Source organism: Chitinophaga sp. HK235, assembly GCF_018255755.1.
Lineage (GTDB): Bacteria > Bacteroidota > Bacteroidia > Chitinophagales > Chitinophagaceae > Chitinophaga.
In genome coordinates, this window is sequence record NZ_CP073766.1 from 7,601,879 (window position 1) to 7,613,925 (window position 12,047).

Genomic DNA, 12,047 nt, shown 5'->3' on the forward strand with positions numbered 1-12,047 from the left:
TATATTATTCGTATCGTTGCGTTACCTCAATCAATCCCACAATATTTTCATTGAAGGCTTCCAGCTCTTCTGCCGGTATCCATAGTTCATCATGGATGATGCCGCCCACATTCTGCACAGGATAGGCCTGCAGAAATTCTGTGTTTACTTCAAACCGGGTAACATATCCTTTCCCATAAGCCGGTACATTCCATTGGGTGGATATTTGAATGGCATATTCTTCATTCATGACAGGGTAGAAGATGGGTTGGTCGGGCAGACGGGGAGGAAATTTTTTCCAGCCGGATTGTTCGATTAATACCAGTTCAGCGGGGCCTACAGGGCGGTATAAAGTCGTTGTCATTTTTTTAAGGATTGCAGGGTTCTTGCAAAAGTTATCTTCATTTTTTCTTCACTCAGTTGGAATGGTTTTCCGGCCAGGGCTGCATTATGCAGGTGGAAGTTGACCAGTATGTAAAATGGTCCGTAGGCCAGCGCCCAGTATACTTCTTCAGGCAGGTCGGCAATTTGTTGTTTCCGGACTGCGTTGGCGACAAACTGCTGCATGGTGCTGCGGAAAACATCTTCTTTGATGTCAGGATGATGGATCAGCGGGGAGTTACGGAACTGTTCCGAAAAATGATAATACAGCGGATACTGCTGAATATAACGATAACGGTTCGTCCACTGCAGCCATAGTCCGGCTTCGAAGTCCATATTGGGGTCAAAGTTGTGCAGGGTTTCTTTGGCAAACAGCGCTGATACAGCGATATACAGCTGATTAAGCAGGTCTTCCCTGTTTTTGAAATAGACGTATATGGTGGAGACAGAGATGTTGGCTGCTTTGGCCAGCTTGTGCATACTGAGGCCATCGAAACCTTCCCTGACGATCATTTCGATGGCCTTTTCCTGTATGGTAATTAGTTTGTTCTCATCTTTTACGCGCATGGTCCAAAGATAAACGAATAACTATTCGTTTAATCAGGATTGGCGGAGAAAATTGAGACTGCTGCCGGGTTCCACTTCATAAGGTGTTTTACCGGCTTCGAAGATGCGGGCGCTTACTTTTCCTTCCAGGGTGATGGCATCACCTTTAACATGTATCCAGCCGCCTTCACGCAGGCCCAGCACAGGTGTGGTGTATTGGGTATGGAATTCGCGGATGCGTGTCTCTCTGGTTTCTCCCATATGCGGCAGGTCGGGGATAGGGTCCAGGTAGTGCGGATTCAGGTTAAAGGGCACCAGTCCCATAGTCTGAAATCCGGGAGGATAAACGATGGGCATGTCGTTGGTATTTTGCATGGAAACACCACCGATGTTGCTGCCGGCGCTGCATCCCATATAAGGACGGCCTTCTTCTACGGCTGTTTTTAATTTGTCCATCAATCCGCGCTCCAGCAGCTCCTTTACCAGCAGGAAGGTATTGCCTCCTCCGGTGAAAAAGCCCTGTGCTTCCCGGATGGCGGCTGCGGGGTCGGCAAAGGTATGCAGGCCTTTTACTTTTATCTGCAGCGGCTCAAATGCAGCAGCGGCTTTAGCAGTGTATTCATCATGGGAAATCCCACCCGGACGGGCAAACGGTACAAAAATGATCTCGCTGACGCCGGCAAACAGCGTCTTCATCACAGGCTGCAAATAAGCCAGGTAACTTTCGCCATAAAGGGTGGAAGTGCTGGCCAGTACAATATGTTTCATATATTGGTGTATTTCTCTGGCCGCCAAAATTAACCCTTCCGGAGAATAAATACTATCAAAACATATCACGGCGGGATTAACATTCGCACATTTCTTCTTTTCCCTAATTATCACGATATTTAAAAATACTATTCACTTAACCACTATATACGTTATGGAAATCAATTTCAGGGCACTCCCCGCCCTTATGATCTCAGGTGCTGCAGTCCTGGCATCCTGTAACAACACCGCTGCCCCCAAAGAAACCAAAGACGATACTGTCGATTCTACCAGTATTACCGCTACGACGGGGCATAGCTATGGCCAGACAGACGGGCAGGAAGTATTGCAGTATACACTGCACAATGGTGTGGGCACAGAGGTGAAGATCCTCAACTACGGAGGTATCATTACCGATATCATCACAGCAGATAAACAGGGCCGGAAAGGTAATGTGGTGCTGTCTTATGATTCCCTGAGCGGCTACCAGCAAAAAGGACAGCCTTATTTCGGTGCACTGATCGGCCGTTATGCCAATCGTATCGCCAACGCCAGATTTAAACTCGACGGTAAAGACTACACGCTCGCCCCTAACGATCACGGCAACACGCTCCACGGCGGTATGAAAGGATTTGATAAAGTGATATGGGCCGCCTCCCAGGTCGGCGACAGCAGCCTGCAACTGGAATATATCAGTAAAGACGGAGAAGAAGGTTATCCCGGCAATCTCAAGGCTACTGTGGTATACACCCTCACTCCCGACAATGCCCTGAAAATCAGCTATAGCGCTACCGCCGATAAACCAACGCCGGTAAATCTTACCAACCACACCTATTTCAATCTGTCGGCCGGTAAAGACAGCAACATCCTCAACCAGGAACTGGAGCTGAAAGCCAGCCGCTATACACCGGTGAATGATAAACTGATCCCATCAGGCCAGCTGCAGCCGGTGAAAGGCACCGTAATGGACTTCACCACCCCGAAAAAAGTAGGGAAAGATATTGCAGCCGTGAAAGGTGGTTATGATCACAACTACGTGTTGGATAAAACATCCAAAGATCTCGAAACAGTGGCTTCCCTCTATGATCCGGCCAGCGGCCGTTATATGGAAATGGCTACTACAGAACCAGGTGTTCAGTTCTATTCCGGCAACTTCCTCGATGGTACCCTTGCAAACACCCGCAACGGACAGAAATATGTGCAGCATGCCGGCCTTTGCCTGGAAGCACAACATTTCCCTGATTCCCCCAATCAGTCCGACTTCCCGAATGTAATACTCAAACCGGGAGAAACATATACTCAAACAACGGTCTATAGATTCTCCACCAAATAAAGCTAAAAGGGCTGACCAGTTACCGGTCAGCCCTTTTGATGTTTAGTAGTTAGGGTTCTGTATTAAAATACCCTTGCTCTTGTCTATCTCCTGTTGTGGCATCGGGAAATAATAATGCTTAGGTTTGATAAACTTCCGCGGGGCGCCGCCTCTGCTCATCACCGTACCATCATAAGCCAGTTTGGGCTGATTGTTGATTGCAACAATGTCTATCAGTTTGGCTTTGTCCCAGCGCAGCAGGTCCTGCTGCCTTTCATTTTCTCCACACAATTCCACCCTGCGTTCATGCATCAGCTCTTTCATGCCGGCATTGTTTACAGGAGGCAATGCAGCAGATGCACGGGTTCTTACGGCCTGTATCTCCGCATCGCCGGCACCGGGACCGTTTAACCTGATTTTGGCTTCGGCAACCAGCAGATAGATGTCTGCACTCCGCATCAATGGTGTTTTCAGTGAGTAGTTAAGACCTCCGGAAGGTTTCCAGCTACAGAATTTTTTGTAATGATAACCCGACCAGGACAGGTCCGGCGTAGCAATCTCAATACCCGTGCCTACATTCACCTTGTCACCGGGTGCCATGATACAGATCTCTTTGCGTGGGTCACCAGCCTCAAACTCATCCACCAGTCCTTTGGTAGGATAAAAGAAACTCCATCCGTTCCATTTGCGGGGCGCGTGATAAGTGATAAAATCAGAGTAGCCGTTTCCGTCAACGGTTTGTACTGCCAGCAGCATTTCGGAATTATTGCCGGTAGCCGGACTGAAATTATCGCTGTAACGTGGTGCCAGCGCGTAGTTGGGATTGCTGATCACTTTGCTGCCGTAGAGGATGGCCTTGTCCAGTTTGCCCCATTCCATATACAGCTTACAAAGCAGGCCCCAGGCTGTTCCTTTGCTTACGCGACCTTTGTCGGTTTCGCTATAACTTTCGGGAAGCTCATCGGCGGCCGCCAGCAGATCGGCTTCTATCTGTTGCCGCAGCTGGTCTGAACTGACCTTGGGTTTGTTGTAGTTGACTTTCTCCACATCGTCTTCTGTGATAACAGGTGCTTCTCCATAGATCAGAAGGAGCCGCCAGTAAGCGAAAGCGCGGAGAAAGCGGGCTTCTCCCAAACAACGTGCTTTGATCACCGGATCTATGTTGGTCATCTTCGGAATATTGATCAGTGCATTGTTGGCGCGGTTGATGGTTTCATATTTCCATCTCCATCCTGCCTTCACGGTAGGGGTGGAGGCATCGTAGGTGAAGGCTTCTATGGCATCGTCGTAGTCATGGTCTCCGCCACGGACCTGGTCATCTGAACTGTTGTCAAAAACAAATTCATTAAAACCGGTATAGTCTTCTTCCAGCAGTATGTTGTAAATACCGGTGATGCCGTCTACGGCCTGGTCCTGGTTACGCCAGTAGTTGCCAGTGGTAAAGTTGCCCTGCGGTTGTACGTCCAGTACATTTTTGCAGGCGCACAGGAGGGAGGTGGTGATGATGCCGATGGAGAGTATATGTTTGATAGGTTGCATAGTGGTCTGTTTTAAAAGTTGAGCGTAGCACCAAAAGTGAAACTTCTGGCTTGAGGATAGGCGGCCACATCAACACCCCGCTGGCGGTTGCCGTCTTTGGTGTTGTCGTTGTAGCCCAGCTGAGGGGTAAGGCCGGAGTAGGAGGTGAGGATAAAAAGGTTTTGTGCGGCCACATACACCCTGATGTCTGAGATGCCGCTATGACCCCATACTTTCGCCGGAATCGTATAGCCGAGGGCGATATTGCGCAGGGAGAAGTAGTCACCTTTTTCCACGAAGCGGTCCGAAGTACGGTTGTTGCTATTATCGCTGCTGAGAGACATGCGGGGCACGCTATTGCTGGTGCCGGGGCCATGCCAGCGGTTGAGAGCTTCTGCGTACATGTTGTAGGAATAGGTGGGGTCCATGCCCTGCATTTTATCGGCGTTATACAGTTTTACGCCGCCTACCCCTGCGAAGGAAAGGTTCAGGTCAAAGCCTTTGTACCGGGCGCCCGCCTGGATGCCATAAACCACTTTGGGGTTGGGATCTCCGAGGTTGGTACGGTCCTGTTCATTGATAATACCGTCACCATTGATGTCGAGGAAACGTACGTCACCGGGTTTGATACTGCCTTTGTTAGGATCTTTGCTGATGTTGGGGTCGTTGTCGATATCCTGTTGTGTTTGATAGATGCCATTGGTTTTCCAGCCATAGAAAGATGCCAGGGGCTGTCCTTCGTAGGTGCGGGAGATCTCCTGGTTCTGCCGTCCGTAGTTGGTGGAAGAGATATAGGTACCGGTTTCGTATAGCCGTGTAACCGTGTTTTTAATAAAGGAAGCGTTGGCGGAGACATTATAACGGAAACGGTCGTTGCCGCCCTGGTAGCTGACTTCCACTTCCCATCCCTTGTTGTTAAGCTGACCGATGTTCTGATCGGGTATGGAGGCCGTGCCATGCAGGTCCATAGCGGCGGCTGGCACCAGCATATCTTTGGTGTTTTTATTAAACCAGGTGATGACCGCGTTCAGTTTGTTCTGGAAGAAACCCGCTTCCAGGCTGATATTGGTCATCTCTGCCTTTTCCCAGGTGATGCTGGGGTTGGCCAGGCGGGAGTTCCAGATGCCGGTGTAGGGATTTTCGCCGAAGTTGTAACGTCTGTCTTTATCCACCGGTGCCAGGTATTGGAAATCGCGGACATTCTGATTCCCCAGCTGTCCCCAGCCACCGGTGACTTTCAGATTGCTCATAAAGGTTACATTGTCTTTGAAGAAACGTTCATCGGAAATCCTCCATCCGGCAGAGAAAGCAGGGAAATAACCCCAACGCCTACCCGGAGCAAAGCGGGAAGAACCATCCGCCCGGAAAGTGACGGTGAGCAGGTATTTGTCTTTAAATCCGTAGAAGCCTCTGATAAAGCCGGAAGCGATGGCGTTTTCGGGGTTGAAGTTTCCGCTGGCATCATGAATATCGTTGCCGTTATCAAGGACTCTTACGTCCCGGGATTCATCGGCATAACCCCAGCGTTCTCCTTTAAAGTAGTAGCCTTTGGCCACCTGCTGCGAGTAGCCACCGGTGAGGGTAAGATGATGTTGATGGAAGATTTTGTTGTAGGTGAGAAACAGTTCACTGAGCTGGGAGCTGTTGGATTCACTGCGGTTCCAGAGTTCAGCGTGGTCGCGGGTACGGGTTTGGTCCAGTACCTTGGGCACAAAATTGGACTGGTTGTAGATGCTGCCATCGAAGCCATAGTTGCCGCGCAATGTAAGGCCATCGAGGATTTCCAGCTCTCCGTATACACTGGCCAGCAGACGATAGTTTTTGGCCCACCCATCGGTTGTTTCGGCGGTGAAAACGGGATTGTTGATATCTCCCAGTTCGTTGCTGGCTTTGGAAGAACCGTAGCTGCCGTCGGGATTGCGCACCGGAATAGCGGGGTTAAAACGCAGTGCGCTGAAGATAAGGCCTGTCTGTGAAGAGTAGGTATCAAAGCCTTCGTTCTGCCGATAGGTCAGCTGCATGTTTTCACCTACTTTAAAACGTTTGCCCAGTTTATGTTCTGAGTTGATGCGGACGGTATACCGTTTGAAATAGGTGTTTTCGATGATGCCTTTTTCATCGTAGTAGCCGGCACTGAAGAGGTAGTTGGAGCTGTTGTTGCCACCACGAAGGCTCACATCGGCGTTGGTCACCTGGCCGGAGCCGAGCAGTGCCCGCTGCCAGTCGGTGCGTTGCGTTGCATAAAAGGGATCGTTCCAGATAGGGTCTATTGTTTTACCGTCATTGGTATACCTTTCTTTTTTCAGCATCACCAGGTCTGGTGCGGTGAGCAGCGGTATATACCGGATAGCGTTGGACACTCCTTTGTATAGGTTGACAGTAGTTTTCAGCTTTTCGCCGTAATTACCTTTTTTGCTGGTGATGATGATGACGCCGTTGGCTGCGCGGGTACCATAGATGGCAGAAGAGGAGGCATCTTTCAGCACTTCCATGGAGGCGATATCGTTGGGGTTGATATCACTGAGGCCGCTGGCCGGAACTCCATCGATGATGATCAGTGGTTCTGCATTGTTGATGGTACCGGTACCGCGTATACGAATACTGGGTGTGCTGCCGGGCTGTCCGTCGGAGCGGACGATATCTACCCCGGTAACACGGCCCTGCATGGCCTGTGCGGCATCACTGACGGGGAGGTTGTTGATGTCGGCACCTTTTACGGAAGAGATGGTGCCGGTCACATCGCGGCGGTTTTGTACGCCGTAACCCACCACTACCACCTCGCCCAGTCCTTTGCTGGTGGCTTGCAGGGCGATATTTATTATTTCTCTGTTGCCGATGGTGATGGTCTGTGGTTCATAACCCATAAAGGAAAATGACAGGGTTTGTGCGGTGGCAGGTGCCTGTAACCTGAAATGGCCGTTGACGTCTGTCTGAGTACCGGTGCTGGTTCCGGGCACGGTAATGGTGACGCCGGGCAAACCGGCCCCGTCGGAGGCGCCGGTCACTTTACCGGTGATGGTCTTCTGCGCGATAGCTGTGGCCGTGGCTGCGCACAGGACTATCAGCAGAAAGCATAGTTTTCTAAGAATGGAAGAACTCATAGTGAAATAAATGAACGGTGAATGAAAAAAGGGTTTGATTATAGCGTGAAGTATACAGCGTTGCACAGCAATGTGGTTTGCTGTGTGACGGGTATTACTTCCGGTGGTTTTTTAGGTGCTACTGGCAGACTATCTTTCTGTAATCAGCTATATCGATTTAGCTCACGGGCTCCGGACTTTGGCATTTTCTGCTTCATAGGACATGGGTTTTATAAACAAGGATGAAAGAACTGGGTTTTCTGTTGGCTGATGAAATTTTGGTTTTAAACAAGTTAATGAATTAAGTAAATGTAAGTGTATAGTTTTTCGTGTGAAATACCCTTTGGGTTAATTATCTATTAATAGTTTAAAAAAGAGTATCAGTTGTCGCTTTATGCATCCTGATAAGTTGATGGGTTATACTGTTTAGTAACATACACACTTTTTCGTATACCCGTCTGTGTTTTATATAAAACTCTTATCCATACTTGTTTTCAGGGGAATTATCTGTTACAATCCGCCAATTGCCACCCAACATGCTCATCGGGGTACTCTCTATTGCGCCTGCGATAGGGCAGATGCCCAACAGCACCGCCATTATGTTCAATGCCTGTGTCAGCATAACAGCTTCCCCAGGAGCAAAGCGGCATTGCTATTTATATTCAACGCAGGCATCAGTATAACAACGTCAAAAAAATAATATGCTTTGAAATACAAAGTACTTTCTATAATTTAGTGCTGTAAAAATTTAAGTATGAAACTGGGATTTCTGGATGGCTCATCCAGGCTTTATCGCTTTGGTGTATTAGTGTTGCTTGCTTATAGTATAATGTTGGTATTTGCGCAGCTGTCGCACTTGACGGATAGGATCTTCTATACAGAGGTGGTCCTTTATTTTCTGGGTGGTATCTGGATGCTGACAGTCTTATTTTCTGGGAACCTTAAAAGCAGCAATCCTTATCGTCGCAAAATGGTGGCCGTTTTGCTGGTAATGTGGATGATCACATCCCTTATTATGGACAAACACATGGGGGCTTTTGCTACGCCGTCACCCTGGTATGTTATCTCCTTGTTCCTGATAGGAGTGAACACACTGGCCCTGTCTTATTTCAGGGAATCGCCGCAATGGGCCAGGGAAATACAGGCTTTTATATTAGGATTGACAATATTGCTGCCCGTTTACTTAACGTTATATCTGGGGCCACTTTATCCCATCTGTTTGTTTGCAGGAATTGTATTCGGGGTCGCCTGGGCTGTTTTCTCACCACTGTTTCTGACCTGGTATAACTGGCGTGTGCTGAAAAATACTATCTGGCAGGAAAGAGCTGGTCGCACTGCTTTTGGGGTAGGATTAGGTATAGCCGTTACTGTTACTATTTCATTCTGCACCTATTATGCGGTTGTTAAAAACAGGCTGGATGATCGTTATCACCGGCTGGTTCATCAGGCGGATGTACAACGGTCGGGTAAAGATAAGGAAGCTAAATATTCCGTGATCACTCAAATGCTGGCTGCAGAGCTGTCTTCCGGTTTTATGGAAAAATATATATTGAAAACGAATTTCGTTTATACTACACCGTTACATAGTTCAATTGTCAGTCTCGAAGATGATAATAGCTTCTTGATGTTACAGCGGGATCGGCGTCACGATCCGCTGTTTGTGACAGCTGTATTGTTCTTTGGCTCAACGACCATACCACAGGGGGAAAGAGAAGCGGCCTTCCTGTATTTATCTCCTAAAAACAAAAATCAGTTTTCTCCTCCTCAGGTATTCATCAAGTATGATCCTTCCGAATAATCATCAGAATTATCATCATTCATTACACCCATCACAGTTACAGGGTGAGTGCATACACAATTATATTCACCCCAAACTTGGTATTATCTTCCGCCAGAAAACGTTTGTTGCGGAAATCATAGTCCCATTCGCAGCCATAGTCCTTGTTACTATACAGAACGCCTATACGACCATTTATTTCTATGGCCTTGAGATAGTCATGTATAAGATCATCACCCCAGCCGTTGAGCTCAAAGGAGGTATTAGGCGGTCCTTTTTCGAATTTGAAAAAACTATTGTAGATGGCATGGGAGGAAGGAATCTTCTTTAACGCATGTGCTCCAAACAGTTGCGTCATCTGTGTTTCAAACGAACGGGCAAAAAGACCGTCAATGTCGTGGTTGCAATCATCCACAAAAACAAATCCGCCCTTGCTGACATATTGTTTGAAATGTGCCGCTTCGGTAGCATCAAACTGTACCAGTTTGTGGCCACTTAAATAACAGAAAGGATACTGGAAGATCTCTGTACTGCTGAGGTCTACGACTTTCTCCTGCATGGCCACAGGAATAGTGGTGTACTCAATCAGTGAATTGAGCAGGTTGGAGGGCATCCGCTGGTCTGTGTCCCAGTCACCCGACCGGTATCTTAGCCTCACAAATGTAAATGTGTTCCCTTGCATGCGTTTATCATTGGTTGTTGCCGCCAGTCTAAATTTTCTTCAATTTCATATTTTTATTTCGTTATTTACTAAAATATTATTTGGCTATTTTGTGGGATACCAAACCTGCCGCCAACATAATAACCCAATGCCAAAATCAGAATAATATCAAATGGGTATACAATTGCTGGAAAAGCTGCCGCTGTTAAAACAGGAAATCAGAAAAGTTATTGTAGGCCAGGAAGCGGTGCTGGATGAGGTACTGGTAGCCATGCTGGCCGGTGGCCACTGTCTCCTGGAAGGAGTGCCCGGACTTGCCAAAACACTGATGGTGCGCACGCTCTCGCAGGCGCTGCACCTGTCTTTCCGTCGTATACAGTTTACACCCGATCTGATGCCAACAGATATTATTGGTACAGAAGTGCTGGAAGAAGATCATGTGACCGGCAAAAGATTTTTTAAATTCAACAAAGGCCCGCTGTTTGCCAATATCATCCTGGCTGATGAGATCAACCGGACCCCACCGAAAACACAATCTGCCCTGCTGGAAGCCATGCAGGAATTTGAAGTGACTTATGCCGGACAAACTTACGCACTGGACAGGCCTTTCTTTATCCTGGCTACCCAGAACCCGATAGAACAATCCGGTACCTATCCGCTGCCAGAAGCGCAGCTGGATCGTTTTCTGTTATACGTGAAAATAGGCTACCCGTCTGAGCAGGAAGAAACAGCTATCCTGGCAGGCACCACGGGCACCCGCAAAGTGCAGGTGCAGCCTGTGCTCGATGCCAATGATATTCAGCAGCTGCAGCAACTGGTCCGTGAAGTGAGTATCGATGCTGATCTGGTGACCTTTGTAAGCCGCCTGGTACGCAGTACCCGCCCGGATACTTCTACCATTGATTATGTAAAGGAATGGGTGCGCTGGGGCGCTGGTCCCAGAGCGGGGCAGGCGCTGATCCTTACAGCCAAGGCCCATGCCTTGCTGCAGGGCCGTTATGCTATTACCATGGAGGATATTGCTGCCATGGCTTATCCGGTGCTGAGACACCGTATCCTGATGAATTTCAGGGCGGAAGCGGAAGGTGTCCACCCCGACAAGGTGACGGAGAAATTGTTGCAACAGGTGGAACGTACCGCCACCCGCTTATCATGATATTATGAGTAACCTGCTTGATCCAAAGATATTACTGGCCATCAAAGACCTGCACCTGGCTGCTAAAACAGCTGTGGACGGGTTTATGGCTGGCATGCATACCAGCAGGGTAAAAGGGGCCGGCCTCGAATTCAGCCAGTATCGTAGCTATCAGCCCGGAGATGATCTCCGCTGGCTCGACTGGAAAATGTATGCCCGGTCCGACAGATATTATATCCGGGAATCGGAAATGGAAACCAGCATAGATGTAGGTTTGCTGATAGACGCCAGCAACTCCATGCTGCATACCGAAGATGGCATCTCCAAAATAGATTGTGCCCGTTATCTCGCGGCTTCCCTCGGTTATCTGGCCCACCTGCAGGGAGATGCGGCCGGCCTCGCGGTATTACATCACAACCAGCTCTTTAGCATGGCTGCCCGCAGGGAAGCACAGCATATGGCAAGACTGTATTATCAGCTGGAAAAAATACAACCCGGCGGAACCTTCACCCAGCCTGTTCATTACCGGGATCTCTTTGCCGGCCCGCATAACCGGCAACTGCTCATTTTTATCACCGATTATTATGAGCAATCCGGAGAAATCACCCATCTGTTACAAACACTGGCTGCGCTGGGACATGAAATACTGGTGTTTCACCTGCTGGGTAAGAAAGAACTGACCGGCAACTTCAAAGGATATGATGCAGTGGAAGACCTGGAAACAGGCCAGCAGATTGAACTTACCGGCATTGCCGATACCGACTATCCTTTGAAGCTGGAAGCCTATACAGCCTCCCTGCGTAAACAGTTATTACAGAAACGGATCTATTACCGCCAACATATATTGCAGGAGCCGATGGATGCTGCCCTGCGCGATTTTCTGAACCAGCGTAATAAAATGAGAAGATAGT

General features: G+C 48.6%; 10 protein-coding genes. 4 read left to right on the forward strand and 6 right to left on the reverse strand.

Annotation, left to right across the window (positions count from 1 at the left end; genetic code table 11):
* Window positions 1-4: 4 nt before the first annotated feature.
* The 3 genes from KD145_RS29305 to pepE are packed head-to-tail and all read right to left on the reverse strand — an operon-like array spanning window position 5 to window position 1,674.
* Window positions 5-343, reverse strand: a complete 339-nt coding sequence (locus KD145_RS29305) for an ADP-ribosylation/crystallin J1 (RefSeq protein WP_212003353.1) — start codon at window positions 341-343, stop codon at window positions 5-7.
* Window positions 340-927 (reverse strand): TetR/AcrR family transcriptional regulator, encoded by a 588-nt coding sequence (locus tag KD145_RS29310; RefSeq protein WP_212003354.1) that lies wholly within the window; start codon window positions 925-927, stop codon window positions 340-342. The genes KD145_RS29305 and KD145_RS29310 overlap by 4 nt, the downstream gene beginning before the upstream one ends.
* 33 nt (window positions 928-960) lie before the next feature.
* The gene (gene pepE, locus KD145_RS29315; protein WP_212003355.1) at window positions 961-1,674 is read right to left on the reverse strand and encodes a dipeptidase PepE; all 714 of its coding nucleotides are present in this window, start codon (window positions 1,672-1,674) and stop codon (window positions 961-963) included.
* Between the two features lie 154 nt (window positions 1,675-1,828).
* On the opposite strand from pepE, the gene KD145_RS29320 reads away from it, so the two are divergent.
* Window positions 1,829-2,986 (forward strand): aldose epimerase family protein, encoded by a 1,158-nt coding sequence (locus tag KD145_RS29320; RefSeq protein ID WP_212003356.1) that lies wholly within the window; start codon window positions 1,829-1,831, stop codon window positions 2,984-2,986.
* A 42-nt stretch (window positions 2,987-3,028) separates the two neighbouring features.
* Here the strand turns inward: KD145_RS29320 and KD145_RS29325 are convergent, their stop codons facing one another.
* Window positions 3,029-4,504: a RagB/SusD family nutrient uptake outer membrane protein gene (locus KD145_RS29325; RefSeq protein ID WP_212003357.1), complete on the reverse strand. Its 1,476-nt coding sequence runs from the start codon at window positions 4,502-4,504 to the stop codon at window positions 3,029-3,031.
* Window positions 4,505-4,515: 11 nt separating this feature from the next.
* On the reverse strand, window positions 4,516-7,584 hold the full coding sequence (locus KD145_RS29330) for a TonB-dependent receptor (RefSeq protein WP_212003358.1): 3,069 nt from the start codon (window positions 7,582-7,584) through the stop codon (window positions 4,516-4,518).
* A gap of 733 nt (window positions 7,585-8,317) precedes the next feature.
* On the opposite strand from KD145_RS29330, the gene KD145_RS29335 reads away from it, so the two are divergent.
* Window positions 8,318-9,361: a hypothetical protein gene (locus KD145_RS29335; RefSeq protein ID WP_212003359.1), complete on the forward strand. Its 1,044-nt coding sequence runs from the start codon at window positions 8,318-8,320 to the stop codon at window positions 9,359-9,361.
* Between the two features lie 37 nt (window positions 9,362-9,398).
* Here the strand turns inward: KD145_RS29335 and KD145_RS29340 are convergent, their stop codons facing one another.
* A complete protein-coding gene (locus tag KD145_RS29340) occupies window positions 9,399-9,998 on the reverse strand; it encodes a DUF4159 domain-containing protein (protein WP_212003360.1) in 600 nt (199 codons plus the stop codon).
* A 175-nt stretch (window positions 9,999-10,173) separates the two neighbouring features.
* Between KD145_RS29340 and KD145_RS29345 the strand changes: the two genes are divergently transcribed.
* Both KD145_RS29345 and KD145_RS29350 read left to right on the forward strand, forming a co-directional pair.
* Complete coding sequence (locus KD145_RS29345) at window positions 10,174-11,157, forward strand: MoxR family ATPase (RefSeq protein WP_212003361.1); 984 nt, start codon at window positions 10,174-10,176, stop codon at window positions 11,155-11,157.
* A gap of 4 nt (window positions 11,158-11,161) precedes the next feature.
* Entirely contained in the window at window positions 11,162-12,046 is an 885-nt protein-coding gene (locus KD145_RS29350; protein WP_212003362.1) for a DUF58 domain-containing protein, read from the forward strand.
* Window position 12,047: the final 1 nt, after the last annotated feature.

Coding starts and splice junctions, on each gene's coding strand:
- KD145_RS29310 (WP_212003354.1), bottom strand. CDS start 927: ATGCGCGTAAAAGATGAGAACAAACTAATTACCATACAGGAAAAGGCC.
- KD145_RS29335 (WP_212003359.1), top strand. CDS start 8,318: ATGAAACTGGGATTTCTGGATGGCTCATCCAGGCTTTATCGCTTTGGT.
- pepE (WP_212003355.1), bottom strand. CDS start 1,674: ATGAAACATATTGTACTGGCCAGCACTTCCACCCTTTATGGCGAAAGT.
- KD145_RS29325 (WP_212003357.1), bottom strand. CDS start 4,504: ATGCAACCTATCAAACATATACTCTCCATCGGCATCATCACCACCTCC.
- KD145_RS29320 (WP_212003356.1), top strand. CDS start 1,829: ATGGAAATCAATTTCAGGGCACTCCCCGCCCTTATGATCTCAGGTGCT.
- KD145_RS29305 (WP_212003353.1), bottom strand. CDS start 343: ATGACAACGACTTTATACCGCCCTGTAGGCCCCGCTGAACTGGTATTA.
- KD145_RS29350 (WP_212003362.1), top strand. CDS start 11,162: ATGAGTAACCTGCTTGATCCAAAGATATTACTGGCCATCAAAGACCTG.
- KD145_RS29330 (WP_212003358.1), bottom strand. CDS start 7,584: ATGAGTTCTTCCATTCTTAGAAAACTATGCTTTCTGCTGATAGTCCTG.
- KD145_RS29345 (WP_212003361.1), top strand. CDS start 10,174: ATGGGTATACAATTGCTGGAAAAGCTGCCGCTGTTAAAACAGGAAATC.